This window comes from Duganella sp. BJB476, from assembly GCF_003416895.1.
In the GTDB taxonomy this organism is placed as follows: domain Bacteria; phylum Pseudomonadota; class Gammaproteobacteria; order Burkholderiales; family Burkholderiaceae_D; genus Rugamonas.
This window is the reverse complement of sequence record NZ_QVIO01000001.1, coordinates 1,969,062-1,984,891: the sequence shown is the minus strand read 5'-3', so window position 1 is coordinate 1,984,891 and position 15,830 is coordinate 1,969,062. Positions and strand designations below refer to the sequence as shown.

The following is a 15,830-nucleotide window of genomic DNA, read 5'->3' as shown; positions in this document are numbered from 1 at the left end:
CGCTCCTTACAGTCCCAGTCCCTGCAGGCGATTGGCCTGCTGGCGGAAGATGGTCACCGGGCTGGTCTCGAACAGGTTGGTGATGCCCACCAGCTGATTGACTTCGTCCAGATGGTTCATCGCGTAATCGTCGCGGATCACGCGGCCCAAGTGGCTGGAGCAGCTGCTGACCAGGCCATCGTTCTTGGCGCCGTTGAAGGCGATCGCCGTCAGGGCCAGCACCGGATCGCTGGCGTCCAGCAGGTTGGTGTAGGGCTGCGCGCCGCTCCACGAGAAGTAGTACACGCCGCGCACCTGGTAGTCGCCCTCGCCGCAGGCCGACGTCGGCACGCCTTCAGGATGGCTGCTGTTGAAGGCCAGCGTGCCGGCGGTGCTCAGCGAGGTGGCGGCCGCGCGCGCGTTCTGCGGCAAGGTCGGGCTGCCCGACAGGAAGCTGATCAAGCCTGACACCGCGTTGGCCAGGCTGTAGGTCACGTCCGGCACCGCGCCGATCAGCACATCGGCCACCCTGGAACCCTTGTTGACGCCACCGACGCTGCTGACCGAAGCCACCAGGTCCGGCCGCACCGACGCCACATACCGCGCCGTGGGGCCGCCGTGGCTATGGCCGATCAGGTTGACCTTGGAAGCGCCGGTGGCGGCCAGGATCTGCTTGACCTGCACCAGCAACTGCTCGCCGCGCACCTCGGTGCTGTTGGCGGCCGACACCGACGTCACATACACATTGGCGCCGCCGCTGCGCAGCGCCGAAGCGATGCCGTAGAAGTAGTCGACCGGGCCGATGTTGTCGAAGCCGAACAGGCCGTGCACCAGCACGATCGGATATTTGGTTTGCGTGTAGCCTGTCGCCCAGGACGGCGCGGGCAGGGAGGTCAGGGCGATCAGGCAGACCGCGAGGTACTTCCAGAAGCGTTTTGTCATTGAAGTCTCCGATTATATTTTGAGGTCCGGGTATTTCCCCGGTCATCAAAATGTAGCACTGGGCCGCTGGCCTTGCAGTCCGCACGCTAGGCCTTGGGAGCCAATCTGAAGGGCCGCTGATCCCAGTTGTTTTCCTGGGCTATAATCGAGACCAAAACTCAAATAAAGAGACTACCTTGCCGTCGCGATTCGACTTCCAACAATTTCAGGCGATGACGCCGCTGGATGGCGTCAATATCTGGGCGTATCTGCTCGACCACAACGCTGAACGCATCACCGTCAAGCGCCGCAAGCCGGCGTTGGAAAACCTGGAGAGGATTTTTCGGGCCACCTTCAAGCTGGCCAACGACGTCGGCTTCCGCGCCATGAATCTGCGCGACCTGTGCCAGGAGACCGGACTGTCGATGGGCGGCTTGTACGGCTACATCAGCAACAAGGACCAACTGGCGGAGATGATCGAGGACGTGGTGCGCCACGCCACCCAGGAGATGCCGCGCCTGTTCGACGACGTCACCGAGCCGCTCGACAAGCTGGAAGCGCTGGTGCGGGCCTCGATCTACGTGTCCGAGATTTTGCAGCCGTGGTTTTATTTCGTCTTCATGGATTCGCGCGTGCTGCAATCGGCGCAGCGCACCACCGCCAAGGAATCGGAGCTGCATGTGCAGGCCTTGTTCGCCGGCGTGATCGCCCAGCTGCCGCAGCGTCCCGCCGGCAGCCCGGAGCTGCAGGCCGCGCACATCATGGCGATGTTCCAGGACTGGTATGTGAAACGTTGGAAGTACCGGGCTGCCGACGTCAGCCCGGACCAGTTTGCAGATAGCGCCGTGCGCATGATGCGCGGCTACCTGGCTTCCTGACCTAGTTGCATCCCCATCATGGCCGTGGCCTGCGCGCATGGCTCATCATGCAAACATAATCGGCCAGCGGCATGATCCCCAGCTCTTGCCTGTGCTGGTCCACCTCGCGCACGCGAGCTTCGTCAGGCAGGCCGAAATGGCCGCTGGCCCATGCCTCCGTTGGGAATTGCGTGCCGTAGCGTTGGGCCTTGCCTTGCGCGACCAGGACGCGATCGACGGAGCGTGACAGGTTCATGCCACTGAGCTCACCTTCGGCATGGCGTTGTTCCAGCATCGGCAAGAGAGCGGCCTGAAATTTCGGTTCACGGTCCGCGTGCTGCACCAGCAGCCACACATGGAGCACGCCCTGTTCCCCCACTTGCGCAGCGGTCGGGAAGCCTTTGCCGCGTACCATTTTGGATAGCCAGGCGACGTTGTCTGCATCGATTTCGCCGACGCGCCGCCGCAAGCCTGCGTTGGAAGGGGCTGCGAGCCAGGCGATGCGCGCGTCCTGGTCGCGCGTGTAGCGCTCCGCCAGTTCGGTGCGCAAGGCCGGGTCGCCGAACTGCCGCGCGGCGTCGCGCTGCGCCATCGCCGCGTCGGATTGCTCTGGGTGCGCCTCGTTCCAGGCGATGGCGCCGGGGCAGGGCATTGCTTCATGATCCGCAGGTTCGGCGCCACGAGCGGGCAGGACCAGCAGCCCACATAACAATGCAAGCAAAGCTAGTCTCGCGTGACGCAAACTCACTACGTCACTGCCCAGGCGGCGGCGTGCCGGCCAGCTGCGGCGCCACGTTCTCCGCGCCCGGCGCCACGTCGTCCATGTCCAGCGTATGGCGCGCGGCGTCGCCGGTGAACTCGTCGTACAGCCACTCGCCGTCCACCTGCGTCAACCCGGCCGGAACCTGGCGTTCCAGTGCCGGACGGTTTTGCAGCGCCACCTTCATGTAGTCGATCCAGATCGGCAGCGCCACGCTGGAGCCGAACTCCTTGCCGCCCAACGATTTCGAATCGTCGTAACCCATCCACGATACCGCCACGATGCCGCCGCCGTAGCCGGCGAACCAGCCATCGACCGCGTCGCTGGAGGTGCCGGTCTTGCCGGCCAGGTCAGGGCGGCCCAGGCGGGCCACGGCGGCGCCGGTGCCGGTGCGCGTGACCTGGCGCAGCATGCCGTCGGTGACGAAGGCGTTGCGCGGATCGATGACGCGGGCGTCGTCCGGCAGCGTGGTGCGCGGCTTGGCCTCGGAAATGATCTTGCCGCTGCCGTCGACGATCTTGGCGATCAGGTAAGGCTCGACCGTGTAGCCGCCGTTGGCGAACACCGAGTACGCGCCCACCAGCTGCGCCGGCGTGACCGAGCCGGTGCCCAGCGCCATGGTCAGGTTCTTCGGATGCTTGGCCAGGTCGAAGCCGAACTTGCCCAGGTAGTTGTGCGCGTACGGCACCGTGATCGAGCGCAGGATGCGCACCGAGGCCACGTTCTTCGATTCGGCCAGCGCGGTGCGCATGGTGATCGGGCCGTCGAATTTGCCGTCGTCGTTTTTCGGGCTCCACGCTTCGTTGCCGGTTTCGGCGCCGGTCAGGTCCAGCGGCACGTCGTTGATCAGGGTCGCCGGCGAGAAGCCTTTTTCCAGCGCCGCCGAATACACGAACGGCTTGATCGAGGAACCCGGCTGGCGCCAGGCCTGCGTGACGTGGTTGAACTTCTGCAGGTTGTAGTCGAAGCCGCCGACCATGGCGTGATAGCCGCCGCTGACCGAATCGATGGACACGAACGCCGCCGCCACCTGCGGCACCTGCGTGATGCTCCAGCCGCTCTTCTCCTGCATGATGCGGATCACCGCGCCGGGACGCAGGCGGACCGTGTCCTTGGCCTTGTCGGTCAATGCGCTGGCGGCCAGGCGCAGGCCGTCGCCGCTGATGGTGATCTCTTCGCCGAACGGATTCTGCACCTTGACCGACTTGGCGCCCACTTCCAGCACCACGGCCGGGATCAGGCGGTCGCTGCCCGGACGGCGCTGCAGCGCCTCCTCGATGGCGTCGTCGCGCTCTTCCTCGCCGGCCGGCAGCGTGATGAAGGCTTCCGGGCCGCGGTAGCCGTGGCGCTGGTCGTAGTTCAGCACATTGCGGCGCACCGATTCGTAGGCCGCGTTCTGGTCGGCCTTGAGGATGGTGGTGTAGACGCTGATGCCCTTGGTGTACGAGTCTTCCTTGAATTGGGCGTACACCACCTGGCGCGCCAGTTCGGCCACGTACTCGGCGTGAGTGTCGAACTCCTGGCCGCGATGGCTCACGTGCAGCGTTTCGTGCAGCGCCTTCTGGTACTGGTCTTCGGTGATGTAGTTCAGGTCCCGCATCGATTTCAGCACCACACGCTGGCGTTGCTTGGCGCGCTTGGGATTGACGGCCGGGTTGTGGCGGGCCGGATTTTGCGGCAGGCCGGCCAGCATCGCCATCTCGGCGATGTCCAGGTTCTTCAGCGATTTGCCGAAGTAGACCTGCGACGCCGCGCCGAAACCGAAGGAGCGCTGGCCGAGGTAGATCTGGTTCATATACAGTTCGAGGATCTGCTCCTTGCTGAGCGCCGCCTCGATCTTAAACGCCAGCATGACCTCATTGAGCTTGCGGCCGTAGAATTTTTCGCGGGTGAGGAAGAAGTTGCGCGCCACCTGCATCGTGATGGTGGAGCCGCCCTGGCGCATGGCGCCGCCCAGGTTGGCGCGCGCCGCGCCCAGCGCGCGGCGCCAGTCGATGCCGTTATGCTCGTAGAAGCGCTTGTCCTCGATCGCCAGCACGGACTTCTTCATCATCTCCGGGATGTCCTTGATCGGCACGAAGTCGCGGTGCTCCTCGCCGAATTCGCCGATCAGGGCGTTGTCGGCGGTGTAGATGCGCAGCGGGATCTTGGGGCGGTAATCGGTGATCACTTCCAGCGACGGCAGGTTGGGCGCGACGTACAGCAGCATGTAGGCCAGCAGCAGGCCGCCGGCGATCAGCGCGGCGACGCCGGCCACAATAAAGCCGCGGATGGCGTTGCGGCGGGTCAGCCATTTGGACAGATTGATGGGCGAAGCAGTCAAGGCGTAGTCTCACGGTAGCAGCGGTAGGCGCGATTATAGACCAACAAAAATTTGGACACCCTTAAATGAAAAGTGGCTTTTTTTGCAAATATGGCCACTTCCCCCTATGACTATTGGTGATTTTGTCGTAACGTAACAGTTATCTGAATAATTTTCGCTTTACAACCGGGGAAGACATGGCGGAACCGCAGCACACTCTCGATTGCGACATCCTGATCGTAGGAGGCGGCATCAACGGCGCCGGCATTGCGCGCGATGCGGCGGGGCGGGGCTTGTCGGTGGTGCTGTGCGAAAAGGACGACCTGGCCTCGCACACCTCGTCGGCCTCCACCAAGCTGATCCACGGCGGCCTGCGCTATCTGGAGTATTACGAGTTCAATCTGGTGCGCAAGGCGCTGATCGAGCGCGAGGTGCTGCTGCGCGCCGCGCCGCACATCATGTGGCCGCTGCGCTTCGTGATGCCGCATGCGCCCAGCCAGCGCCCGGCGCTGATGATACGGGCCGGCCTGATGCTGTACGACCTGCTGGCCAAGCGCGAGCTGCTGCCCGCGTCGGCCGGCATCAACCTGCGCACGCATGCGGCGGGCAAGCCGCTCAAGCCAGAGTTCCAGCGCGGCTTTATCTATTCCGACGGCTGGGTGGACGATGCGCGGCTGGTGGTGCTGAACGCCATCGACGCCTGCGAAAAAGGCGCCACCATCCTGACCCAGACCGTGTGCAAGGGCTTGACGCGCAAGGCGGACGGCTGGGAAGCGGATCTGCACAAGAGCGGTTGCGGCGATGTCCGCGTCAATGCGCGCTACGTGGTCAACGCGGCGGGGCCTTGGACCGCCAGCCTGCTGCACGCGACGCTGCCGAAAGAGGGCGGCGGCAACCTGCGGCTGATCAAGGGCAGCCATATCATCGTCAAGCGCATCTTCGAGCATGACAATGCCTACATCTTCCAGCACCCGGACGGCCGCATCGTGTTCGCGATTCCGTATGAGCGCGACTTCACGCTGATCGGCACCACCGACCTCGATTACCGCGGCGACGCCAACCAGGTCGCCATCAGCGAGGACGAAATCGGCTATCTGTGCGAGCTGGCCAGCCAGTACTTCGTCAAGCCCATCGTACCGGCCGACGTGGTGTGGACCTACTCGGGCGTGCGGCCGCTGGTGGAAGACGGCGCCGACGCCAAGGCCGTCACGCGCGACTACCGGCTGGAGGTCGACAGCGACGGCCCGCCGATGTTGAGCGTCTTCGGCGGCAAGATCACCACCTTCCGCAAACTGGCGGAGGAGGCGGTCGACCTGATCGCCAAAGCGCTGGGCAACCGCCACGGCGCCTGGACCCACAACGCCTGCCTGCCGGGCGGCGACCTGTTTGGCGCCGAGCCGCAGAATCGTTCGGTGCTGGAATTCGACACCTGGGTGCGCAATGTGCAGGGCCGCTACAGCTGGCTGCCGCCGCTGCTGGTGGTGCGCTACGCCCGCGCCTACGGCACCCGCATCCACACGCTGCTCGGGCAAAAGGACGATATCGCCGCGATGGGCGAGGAGATCGCGCCGGGCCTGTATGCGGCGGAAGTGGAATACCTGCGCCGCTACGAATGGGCGCGCACCGCGCAGGACATCCTGTGGCGGCGCTCCAAGCTTGGCCTGCACCTGCCGCCGGACACCGGCGACAAGCTGCAGGCGTGGCTGGCGGCGCACCCGTTTCAGTTCAAGCAAGCGGCATAAAAAAACCACCTGCCAGAGCGTGCGCTGCGCAGGTGGTTTTTTTTTGAGCTGGTGCGGAAAGCGCTTACTTCACGCCGTGCATCAGCTTCTGGATCAGCGGTGCGATCAGGAACAGCAGCACGCCGCCGGCCATCAGCGACCAGAAGCCGAAGGTGTAGCCGGACAGCGCCGACGTCACCGACATGCCACTCTCGCCGCTGACCGCCGAGGCGAAGATGCCCGACAGGTTGTTGCCGATACCGGTGGACAGGAACCAGCCGCCCATGCCCAGGCCAACCAGGCGGGTAGGAGCCAGCTTGGTCACCATCGACAAGCCGATAGGCGACAGGCACAGTTCACCGATCGATTGCAGCACGTAGACCATGAACAGGGTCCAGAACGGGATGTGGTTGTCGACGCTGACCAGCGACGACAGCGCGAACATCAGCAGGCCGAAAGCGGAGCCGTTGAACAGCAGGCCCAGGCCGAACTTGCGCGGAATCGAAGGATTCTTGTTGCGCATGGCGACCCAGATGAAGGCGATGATCGGCGCGCAGCCGATGATGGCCAGCGAATTCACGGTCTGGAACCAGGCTACCGGGAAGGTCCAGTTGAACATCTGGCGGTCGACGATCTTATCGGCCAGGAAGGTGAACGAGCTGCCTGCCTGTTCGAAGAACATCCAGAACATGATATTGAAGAAGAAGATCAGCAGCATGGCGATGACCTTGTCGCGGGCGACCTTGCCGTTCTTGATGCCTTCGATCAGCAGCATCACCGACAGCAGGACGAACAGCGCGGACAGCACCATTTGCAGCTTATTCGCACCGGCGGCCAGCAGGAAGTACACGACAGGGATCACGCACAGCGAGCCCAGAACCACGTACAGCACGCGTTTCGGATCGGCGTTCGATGCATCCGGCGCGCCGATGCCTTTCAGGTTGCGGCGGCCGATGAAGAACCATACCAGCGAGACCAGCATGCCGACGCCGGCGGACATGAACACCACTTTATAAGCAGGCATGCCGTTGGAGCCGAAGATGGCCGTCGCCAGCCACTCGGTCAGCACCGGCGCCACCATCGCGCCGGAGTTGATGCCCATGTAGAAAATGGTGAAGCCGGAATCGCGGCGGGTATCGGCGGTGCTATACAGCTTGCCGACCATGGTCGAGATGTTCGGTTTGAACATGCCGTTGCCGACGATGATGGTGGCCAGACCGACTTGGAACACGGTCTGGTCGGGGTAGGCGATCATGAACAGGCCGGCCGCCATGAACGATGCGCCGACCAGGATGGAGCGCTGATAGCCCAGCACGCGGTCGGCGATGTAGCCGCCGAACAGTGCTGCGGCATAGACCACGGCCAGATAGGAGCCGTAAATCAGGTTGGCAGGGGCCTCACCGGTGGGGTCGCCGTGGTAGAACTGCGCTACGACGTAGAGCACCAGGGCCCAACGTATGCCGTAGAACGCGAAACGCTCCCAGAACTCGGTCATGAACAACATCCACAGCGGAGCAGGGTGGCCCATGATCTGTTTGAATTCGGGAATAGCGACTTCCGTATTGGTGGTGGTAGCACCGCTCATGCGGCTTCTCCTAATTTTATGATCTATGAAAAGTGTCTCAAGCCCCCTTGTGGGGAGCCAAATTGGGCGCCATTTTAATCTACAAATCGCTCCGGCCGTACATTTTGATCGCCTGCCTGCAAAGTTATGTCTTTTGTGCTAATAAATATGCACAATCCTGCTATGGCAATCTCCACCCCAAAACTCGCCGGTTTGTCGTATATTGGCACTGCAGGCTTACCTGTTATGCATCGAAATGCATCGAATTTGAATAAGGATTTTCGCATCATGGAACATGACGTTGTCGATACCCTGATTTCGCCCGAAGGCCAGTTGGAAGTGCTTTCGAAGGCGGAAGTAAACAAGCTGCTCGACACTAGCCAGGGCGGTCTCTATAACATCTTCCGTAATTGCGCACTGGCCGTGCTCAATTGCGGCAGCACTATCGACGATGGAAAGGAACTGCTGGAACGATACAAGTCATTTGAGATCAGCATTGTGCAGCGCGAACGCGGCATCAAGCTCGATATCAAGGGAGCGCCGGCGATCGCCTTCGTCGACGGCAAAATGATCAAGGGCATCCACGAACACCTGTTCGCGGTGCTGCGCGATATAGTCTTCGTCAGCAACGAGGTGACGGACAATCCGAAGTTCGACATGGGCAGCACCGAAGGCATCACCGATTCGGTGTTCCACATCCTGCGCAACGCCGGGGTGCTCAAGCCTATGTTGAATCCCAACCTGGTGGTGTGCTGGGGCGGGCATTCGATCAACCGCGCCGAGTACAACTACTCGAAGGAAGTCGGTTATCAAATGGGCTTGCGCGACCTGGATATCTGCACCGGTTGCGGTCCCGGCGCGATGAAGGGGCCGATGAAGGGCGCCACCATCGGCCATGCCAAGCAGCGTTTGCACAAGGGACGCTACCTGGGCATCTCGGAGCCGGGCATCATCGCGGCCGAGTCGCCGAACCCGATCGTCAATGAGCTGGTGATCATGCCGGACATCGAGAAGCGCCTGGAAGCGTTCGTGCGCTCCGGTCATGGCATCGTCGTATTCCCTGGCGGCGCCGGGACGGCGGAGGAGATCCTCTACATATTGGGCATCCTGCTGCATCCCGATAATGCCGATATTCCGTTCCCGCTGGTGTTCACCGGACCGGAGACCTCGCGCGAGTACTTCGTGCAGATCAACCAGTTCATCCACGATACGCTGGGTCCCGAGGCGCAGCAGCGCTACAAGATCATCATCGACGATCCTGAGCTGGTGGCGCGCGAGATGCAGGCGGGGATCAAGCAGGTGCGCGAGTTCCGCAAATCCCGCAGTGATGCCTATTACTTCAATTGGGGCCTGAAGATCGACCAGGAGTTCCAGCATCCGTTCGCGCCGACGCACGAGAACATGCGCAACCTGAGCCTGCACAAGAACCAGGAAGTGCATCTGCTGGCGGCGAATCTGCGCCGGGCGTTTTCGGGCGTGGTGGCGGGTAACGTCAAGGACGAGGGCATCCGCGCGATCGAGAAGTTCGGCCACTTTGAAATCCACGGCGACAAGGAGATCATGGGGCCGATGGATGCGCTGCTGGCGTCGTTCGTGGCGCAGCATCGCATGAAGCTGGCGGGCAAGCAGTACACGCCTTGCTATCGCGTGATCCAGTAACACCAACCGGCGTCCGCGCGCAGCTGGCGCGGACGCCGGACAGCTACAGTTCCTGCCCAAACATGATGCGATGGCCGTCGATTGTGCGGATGCCAAATTCCCGCATGCCCCAAGGCTTATCCGACAGCGCTTGGGTGAACTCCACACCTGAGGCTTGATACTCTGCGAATAAGGCGGAAGCGTCCGAGATCGTCACATATCCATACCAGGAATGGTCGCCCAGGTTCGAAGGAGGAATGGCGTCTGTGCATTCGCCTAGCATGACGCGAAAACTGCCACGGGATAGAAACGTCCAGCCGGGGGCCGTAAAGTCCACGATCAAGCCAAGAACCGAGGTGTAATAGTTCGTGGAACTGGCTAGGTCAAGGACTGCCAGCGTAAATCGAACTTGGGTGAAATCGGACATCTGTTTCTCCTCCATGGAAGCCAATGCTGATGACATCGTGGCCGAACTCGACCCTGGCGGTCCGGCGTGACAATCCGCGCATTTCTATGCGTTTCGATTCGTTACACTACGCGACCTCAATAACTATGCGCCTCCCATCCCGCGAGGCGCCATCGCATGAACTACCCGAATCAACCAATGCAGTACGCGGGATTCCGCAAGAGATTTTCAGCGCAGTTTATCGATTTTCTGTGCATGTTGCCCATCCTCGGCCTTGCGTATTGGATCGAACAACAATATAAACCGTTTGCACTGATCGAACCTGTCTTGACGCTGCTCGTCGGCCTCTGGTTCAACATCTACATGGTGAAGAAGTACGGCGGCACGCCCGGCAAGGTGCTGCTTGGATTGCAGATTGTCCGCGTCGATGGCCGGCCGGTCGACTACCAGCAGGCGGTGTTGCGCTACTCGGTGTCGTTCGTGCTTGGCATCGCCATTGCGGCGGCAGCGGTAATCGCGACGATGAAAATGCCGGACGCCGACTACTACGCGCTCGGATTTGTGGAGCGCTCCCAAAAGCTCGATCAGCTGGCTCCGGCCTGGTATGGCCTCGTCATTATCTTGTCGAACATCTGGACCTGGGGCGAGTCGATTATCATGCTGACCAATAAACGCCGGCGCGCACCGCACGATTTTATGGCCGGAACAGTGGTTATCTACGCCCCCTGACTTACTTTGCGACTTGTTCGGCGAGAGGTGCGAAGTTGTCGAAGCCGTAGCTGCCGTAGATGCGCTTGACCGTGCCGTCGCGATACATGGCGCGCAGCAGGGTGTTGAGGCGGACCACCTCATTGGAGTCCATGCCTTTGTTACAGGCCAGGTACATGTCATAGTGGGCGAACGTCAGCACCGCTTCCATGCCGGTGATGCCCATTTCATCCATGATGTATAAACCCGGCAGACGTCCTTCCGACCACAATTGGATGCGCTGCATCTTCAGCTTGGGCGCGTTGGTGCGGTTGTAAGGGACCATGCTGAGATTGAGCTGGTTCGCGCGCAGCAGCGGCACCATCGCGTCGCCGATGATGGTGCCGACGGTGTAGGGCCTGGCGTCCTCCAGGCTATTGAGATGGATATGGTCCTCGGCGCGTGCATACATCACCCATTCGTTGCGGCCCACCGGGCCTACCCAGGCGAAGCTGGTCTCGCGTTCCGGCGTGCGCGCCATCGAGAACAGGCAGCTGTTGGCGTTCTTGGTGGTCAGCGCCATGGCCCGCGCCCACGGCATCAGGGCCGGTGCGGTGACGGGCAATTCGGCCCGCCGCATCAGCTCCAGGATAATGTCGGTGGACAGCCCGGTGGCGGCGCGGCTTGTCTTGTCGGCCCAATTGAAGGGCGGATATTCTTCGGTGTAAAGCGTAATGGTGTCGGTCGCCCGCGCAGCTGCGCACGCGACGAAAAGCAGCGCTGCGTGCAGATAGAGCAGCGTGTTGCGACCAGCCATGTCGCTTCCTTTCCTTGAAGTAGTGACCACTTCGGAGATTACTCGCTTTCCTGAGGGCGGTCGAGAATTACCGGCCGCGGGAGGGGCGGCTTGGGTATTCCAAATCACAACTTGGTCTAAACCCGTCTAATCTGGGCCGGTTGAGGCGAAATTAGTCTAGAACGCCCCTTGCATAGTCCAAAACAGTCCATGAAATCTGGAGCAAAGTCTAAGCTGGTCCATACCTTCAAGCCGAAAGTCTAAAACGAACCATATTTCCTTTCAGCGGCCTAATTTTTAGACTTAATTCGAAAGGACTCGATCATCGAGTTTGTAGCTGCGAAACGGGACTCAATGCCTGGCGCTTTGTTTGGCTGCGCTTTCCTGGTGACGACTACTGGATCTGTGCCGACAGTTGCAGAACTCGTGTCACCGCGCAACTGCAAAGGAGGCCGCGATGGGAGGGTGACACGTCCGAACCGGTCTAAAACAGCATGGGCGAGAGTCTAATTCGGTCTCAGGGTTGCTTTGCAGAGTCGATTCCAGTCTAACGGAATTGGGATTTTGTCGATTCCAGTCTAAGAACCTTGGAATGCGGGATTTTTTGGACGCGCTTAGACTAAACCGGCGCGTTTTGGACCAAACTAGACCAAGTGGCCGAAAAGAATGCCCGGACCTCAGGTCCCGGCGCTTCCTTTAATCCCGGGCGAAAAAAAAGCCGCTCAGTGAGCGGCTTTGGCTTGATTACTCTTCGCGGCGCAAGTGCGGGAACAGCAGCACGTCGCGGATGTTCGGCGAGTCGGTGATGATCATCATCAGGCGATCGATGCCGATGCCGCAACCGCCGGCTGGCGGCATGCCGTATTCCAGCGCGCGGATGTAGTCGGCGTCGTAGAACATCGCCTCTTCATCGCCTGCATCCTTGGCAGCCACCTGCGACAGGAAGCGGGCCGACTGGTCTTCCGCATCGTTCAACTCGGAGAAGCCGTTGGCGATTTCGCGGCCGACCATGAACAGCTCGAAGCGCTCGGTGATGCCTTCGCGGGTATCCGAAGCACGGGCCAGCGGCGACACTTCGACCGGATAGTCGATGATGTAGGTCGGTTCCCACAGCTGCGCTTCGGCGGTCTCTTCGAACAGCGCCAGTTGCAGCGCGCCCAGGCCGGCAGTGGCGAACGGCTTGACGCCGAACTTCAGCAGTTCCTTCTTGATGAACTCAGCGTCGTTCAGCTGCTCCGGCGTGTAGCCCGGCGCGTACTTGTTGATCGCGTCGACGATGGTCAGGCGGTGGAACGGCTTGGCCAGATCCAGCTCGCGGCCGCCGTAGGTCAGCGTCGCAGTGCCGTGCGCATCGATCGCGGCCTGGCGGATGATCGCTTCGGTGAAGTCCATCAGCCAGTGGTAATCGGTGTAGGCCGCGTAGAATTCCATCATCGTGAATTCAGGATTGTGACGGACCGACACGCCTTCATTGCGGAAGTTGCGGTTGATCTCGAACACGCGGTCGAAACCGCCGACCACCAGACGCTTCAGGTACAGCTCGGGCGCGATACGCAGGAACATCTGCATGTCCAGCGCGTTGTGGTGGGTGATGAAAGGCTTGGCCGCGGCGCCGCCAGGGATGGCGTGCAGCATCGGCGTTTCCACTTCCATGAACTCGTTCTTCTCCATGAAACGGCGCATCGACGAAATCGCAGCGGTACGGGCCTTGAAGGTGCGGCGCGTCTCTTCGTTCATGATCAGGTCCACGTAGCGCTGGCGGTACTTGGTTTCCTGGTCGGCCAGGCCGTGGAATTTGTCCGGCAGCGGGCGCAGCGACTTGGTGATCAGGCGCAGTTCCGACACCTTGATCGTCAGTTCGTCGGTCTTGGTCTTGAACAGCGTGCCAACCACGCCCAGGATGTCGCCCAGATCGTAGTGGTGCAGCGCGGCCATGGCGGCTTCGCCGGTCAGGTCCAGCGTGGCGTAGATCTGGATGCGGCCATCGGCTTTAGGGCCCGACGAATCCTGCAAGGTGGCGAAAGCGGCCTTCTTGCCGGCTTCGCGCTTGAGCATCATGCGGCCGGCCAGCACCACGGTCACGGGAGCGGCTTCCAGCTCTTCGCGCGACTTCTCGCCGTACTGCACGTGCAGGTCGGCGGCTTTATGCTGAGGCTTGAAGTCGTTCGGGAAGGCGATGCCTTGTTCGCGGATGGCGGCCAGCTTGGCGCGGCGCTCGGCGATGATCTTGTTTTCGTCGGGCGCTGCTGCTTGTTCTTGAAGATCCGTAGTCATGGTCTGTTCTTTTGTTGAGGTGATGATTAGTTGATTGCGGCGGCGAAGAGTTCTTCGACATCCAGCTCGCTGAAGTTGCGCACGACCGCGATGACGTTGTCGAATTCGGCGAAGGCCTCGGCCGGCAGCGTGGTGGTCAGCACCACCGCGCGCATGCCGGCGCGGCGTGCCGCTTCCACGCCCAGCGGCGCGTCTTCGAACACGATGCTGTTGACGGGCAGGGCGCCGCTGCGCTCGGCCGCCAGCAGGAACACGTCCGGCGCCGGCTTGCCATGTGCGACGTCGGCGGCGCCGGCGATGGCGTCGAACTGCTTGCGCAGGTCCAGGCCGTCCAGCGTGAAGTCGATGTTTTCGGTCGGCGCGGCGGTGGCCACGGCCAGCTTGACGCCCGCACTTTTGGCGCGGGCGATAAAGGCCTCGAAGCCGTCCACCGTCGCCAGGTGCGGCGCGTACAGCTCGCGGTACAGCGACTCTTTCTCGAAATCGAGCGCGGCGCTTTCTTCCTTGGTCATCTGCTGGCCAAGGTAGGTGTTCATGATTTCATGACTCTGGCGGCCGGCCGTGGCGCGGAAGAAGTCCTCGGCGTCGACGTCGTGGCCGCGACGGGCAAAGAAGGCCAGCCACGATTTGGTGTGGAAGGCCATGTTGTCGACGATGGTGCCGTCCATGTCGAAGATGAACGCGCGCTGCGAATTCGAGGAGCTCATTAGACGCCTTGCTTCAGCGATGCCGAGATGAAGTCGTCCAGGTCGCCGTCCAGCACGCCCTTGGTGTTACCGGTCTCGAAGTTGGTGCGCAAGTCCTTGATGCGGGACTGGTCCAGCACATAGGAGCGGATCTGGTGGCCCCAGCCGACGTCGGTCTTGGAGTCTTCCAGTTTCTGCTGCTCGCTCATGCGCTTGCGCAGTTCCATCTCGTACAGCTTCGCCTTCAGCATTTCCATCGCCTCGGCCTTGTTGCGGTGCTGCGAGCGGTCGTTCTGGCACTGGACGACGATGCCGGACGGGCCGTGCGTCAGACGCACTGCGGAGTCGGTTTTGTTAATGTGCTGACCACCGGCGCCGGACGCGCGGTAGGTATCTATGCGCAGGTCGGCAGGGTTGATCTCGATGTCGATCGAGTCATCCACTTCCGGGTACACGAACAGCGACGTGAACGAGGTATGGCGGCCGTTGGCCGAGTCGAACGGCGACTTGCGTACCAGTCGGTGCACGCCGGTCTCGGTGCGCAGGTAGCCGTAGGCGTAGTCTCCTTCGACCTTGATGGTGGCGGTCTTGATGCCGGCCACCTCGCCGTCGGATTGTTCCATGACTTCGACCTTGAAGCCTTTGCGTTCCGCGTAGCGCACGTACTGGCGCAGCAGCATCGACGCCCAGTCCTGGGCCTCGGTGCCGCCGGCGCCGGCCTGGATGTCGATGAAGCAGTTGTTCGGGTCCATCGGATTGTTGAACATCCGGCGGAACTCCATGCCTTCGATGACCAGGCGCACGTCCTCGGCGTCGACGATCAGCGCTTCGAGCGTGTCGTCGTCGCCTTCTTCCTTGGCCATGGCGAACAGGTCGCCCATGTCTTTGAGGTCGGTGTCGGCCTTGGTGAGCGCGAAGACGATGGCTTCGAGCGATTTCTTTTCTTTACCGAGATCCTGGGCCTTTTTCGGGTCGTTCCAGACCGTCGGGTCTTCCAGTTCTTCGTTTACTTGTTCGAGTTTCTCTGACTTTTTATCGAAGTCAAAGATACCTCCGTAGTTCGGCTTCGCGCGAGGTCATATCGGCGAGCAGGGCGGAGAGGGCGTTGATGCGTTCGGCTTCCATGTTTTCTTCTTTTCTAAGGCTGAAATCAAACCTTCGATTATACCCTAGCCGGGCCGCTCCCTCCCAGCTAAATAGCCGGTGGCCGTCCGGGCGCTGCCCGTGCGGCTTGCCGGA

Annotated in this window: 13 protein-coding genes; 4 read left to right on the top strand and 9 right to left on the bottom strand. The window is 61.6% G+C overall.

Annotated elements, in window-relative coordinates:
- Positions 1-6 precede the first annotated feature (6 nt).
- Entirely contained in the window at positions 7-921 is a 915-nt protein-coding gene (locus tag D0T21_RS08675) for a triacylglycerol lipase (protein ID WP_116990927.1), read from the bottom strand.
- A gap of 176 nt (positions 922-1,097) precedes the next feature.
- Between D0T21_RS08675 and D0T21_RS08670 the strand changes: the two genes are divergently transcribed.
- Positions 1,098-1,778, top strand: a complete 681-nt coding sequence (locus D0T21_RS08670; RefSeq protein ID WP_229211385.1) for a TetR/AcrR family transcriptional regulator — start codon at positions 1,098-1,100, stop codon at positions 1,776-1,778.
- A 16-nt stretch (positions 1,779-1,794) separates the two neighbouring features.
- On the opposite strand, the gene D0T21_RS08665 is transcribed toward D0T21_RS08670, so the two are convergent.
- Positions 1,795-2,409 carry a DUF6624 domain-containing protein gene (locus tag D0T21_RS08665; RefSeq protein ID WP_116990925.1) on the bottom strand — a complete coding sequence of 205 codons (615 nt, stop codon included), beginning with the start codon at positions 2,407-2,409 and terminating at the stop codon, positions 1,795-1,797.
- A gap of 100 nt (positions 2,410-2,509) precedes the next feature.
- Entirely contained in the window at positions 2,510-4,840 is a 2,331-nt protein-coding gene (locus D0T21_RS08660) for a penicillin-binding protein 1A (protein ID WP_116990924.1), read from the bottom strand.
- 176 nt (positions 4,841-5,016) lie between these two features.
- Between D0T21_RS08660 and glpD the strand changes: the two genes are divergently transcribed.
- Positions 5,017-6,561 (top strand): glycerol-3-phosphate dehydrogenase, encoded by a 1,545-nt coding sequence (gene glpD / locus D0T21_RS08655; RefSeq protein ID WP_116990923.1) that lies wholly within the window; start codon positions 5,017-5,019, stop codon positions 6,559-6,561.
- A 64-nt stretch (positions 6,562-6,625) separates the two neighbouring features.
- Here the strand turns inward: glpD and D0T21_RS08650 are convergent, their stop codons facing one another.
- Positions 6,626-8,125, bottom strand: a complete 1,500-nt coding sequence (locus D0T21_RS08650; RefSeq protein WP_116990922.1) for a peptide MFS transporter — start codon at positions 8,123-8,125, stop codon at positions 6,626-6,628.
- 267 nt (positions 8,126-8,392) lie between these two features.
- Between D0T21_RS08650 and ppnN the strand changes: the two genes are divergently transcribed.
- Positions 8,393-9,763 carry a nucleotide 5'-monophosphate nucleosidase PpnN gene (gene ppnN / locus D0T21_RS08645; RefSeq protein WP_116991064.1) on the top strand — a complete coding sequence of 457 codons (1,371 nt, stop codon included), beginning with the start codon at positions 8,393-8,395 and terminating at the stop codon, positions 9,761-9,763.
- Between the two features lie 43 nt (positions 9,764-9,806).
- Here the strand turns inward: ppnN and D0T21_RS08640 are convergent, their stop codons facing one another.
- Complete coding sequence (locus D0T21_RS08640) at positions 9,807-10,169, bottom strand: VOC family protein (protein WP_158567984.1); 363 nt, start codon at positions 10,167-10,169, stop codon at positions 9,807-9,809.
- 156 nt (positions 10,170-10,325) lie between these two features.
- On the opposite strand from D0T21_RS08640, the gene D0T21_RS08635 reads away from it, so the two are divergent.
- Entirely contained in the window at positions 10,326-10,877 is a 552-nt protein-coding gene (locus D0T21_RS08635; protein ID WP_116990920.1) for an RDD family protein, read from the top strand.
- A gap of 1 nt (position 10,878) precedes the next feature.
- Here the strand turns inward: D0T21_RS08635 and D0T21_RS08630 are convergent, their stop codons facing one another.
- From D0T21_RS08630 to prfB, 4 genes are all read right to left on the bottom strand, one after another.
- Positions 10,879-11,652, bottom strand: a complete 774-nt coding sequence (locus D0T21_RS08630; protein ID WP_116990919.1) for an ABC transporter substrate-binding protein — start codon at positions 11,650-11,652, stop codon at positions 10,879-10,881.
- Positions 11,653-12,375: 723 nt separating this feature from the next.
- The gene (lysS, locus tag D0T21_RS08625) at positions 12,376-13,905 is read right to left on the bottom strand and encodes a lysine--tRNA ligase (protein ID WP_116990918.1); all 1,530 of its coding nucleotides are present in this window, start codon (positions 13,903-13,905) and stop codon (positions 12,376-12,378) included.
- Positions 13,906-13,931: 26 nt separating this feature from the next.
- Positions 13,932-14,612 carry an HAD family phosphatase gene (locus D0T21_RS08620; protein ID WP_116990917.1) on the bottom strand — a complete coding sequence of 227 codons (681 nt, stop codon included), beginning with the start codon at positions 14,610-14,612 and terminating at the stop codon, positions 13,932-13,934.
- Positions 14,612-15,716 (bottom strand): peptide chain release factor 2 gene (prfB, locus tag D0T21_RS08615; protein WP_116990916.1). Its coding sequence is split into 2 segments (ribosomal slippage): positions 14,612-15,634 and positions 15,636-15,716, totalling 1,104 coding nucleotides; the frame shifts between segments, so codons are not numbered across the junction. The genes D0T21_RS08620 and prfB overlap by 1 nt, the downstream gene beginning before the upstream one ends.
- Between the last annotated feature and the right edge of the window lie 114 nt (positions 15,717-15,830).

Bases quoted from the DNA above. Each gene is read 5' to 3' on its own strand.
- D0T21_RS08675 (WP_116990927.1), bottom strand. From the start codon at position 921: ATGACAAAACGCTTCTGGAAGTACCTCGCGGTCTGCCTGATCGCCCTG.
- D0T21_RS08665 (WP_116990925.1), bottom strand. From the start codon at position 2,409: ATGCCCTGCCCCGGCGCCATCGCCTGGAACGAGGCGCACCCAGAGCAA.
- glpD (WP_116990923.1), top strand. From the start codon at position 5,017: ATGGCGGAACCGCAGCACACTCTCGATTGCGACATCCTGATCGTAGGA.
- D0T21_RS08650 (WP_116990922.1), bottom strand. From the start codon at position 8,125: ATGAGCGGTGCTACCACCACCAATACGGAAGTCGCTATTCCCGAATTC.
- ppnN (WP_116991064.1), top strand. From the start codon at position 8,393: ATGGAACATGACGTTGTCGATACCCTGATTTCGCCCGAAGGCCAGTTG.
- D0T21_RS08640 (WP_158567984.1), bottom strand. From the start codon at position 10,169: ATGTCCGATTTCACCCAAGTTCGATTTACGCTGGCAGTCCTTGACCTA.
- D0T21_RS08635 (WP_116990920.1), top strand. From the start codon at position 10,326: ATGAACTACCCGAATCAACCAATGCAGTACGCGGGATTCCGCAAGAGA.
- D0T21_RS08630 (WP_116990919.1), bottom strand. From the start codon at position 11,652: ATGGCTGGTCGCAACACGCTGCTCTATCTGCACGCAGCGCTGCTTTTC.
- lysS (WP_116990918.1), bottom strand. From the start codon at position 13,905: ATGACTACGGATCTTCAAGAACAAGCAGCAGCGCCCGACGAAAACAAG.
- D0T21_RS08620 (WP_116990917.1), bottom strand. From the start codon at position 14,612: ATGAGCTCCTCGAATTCGCAGCGCGCGTTCATCTTCGACATGGACGGC.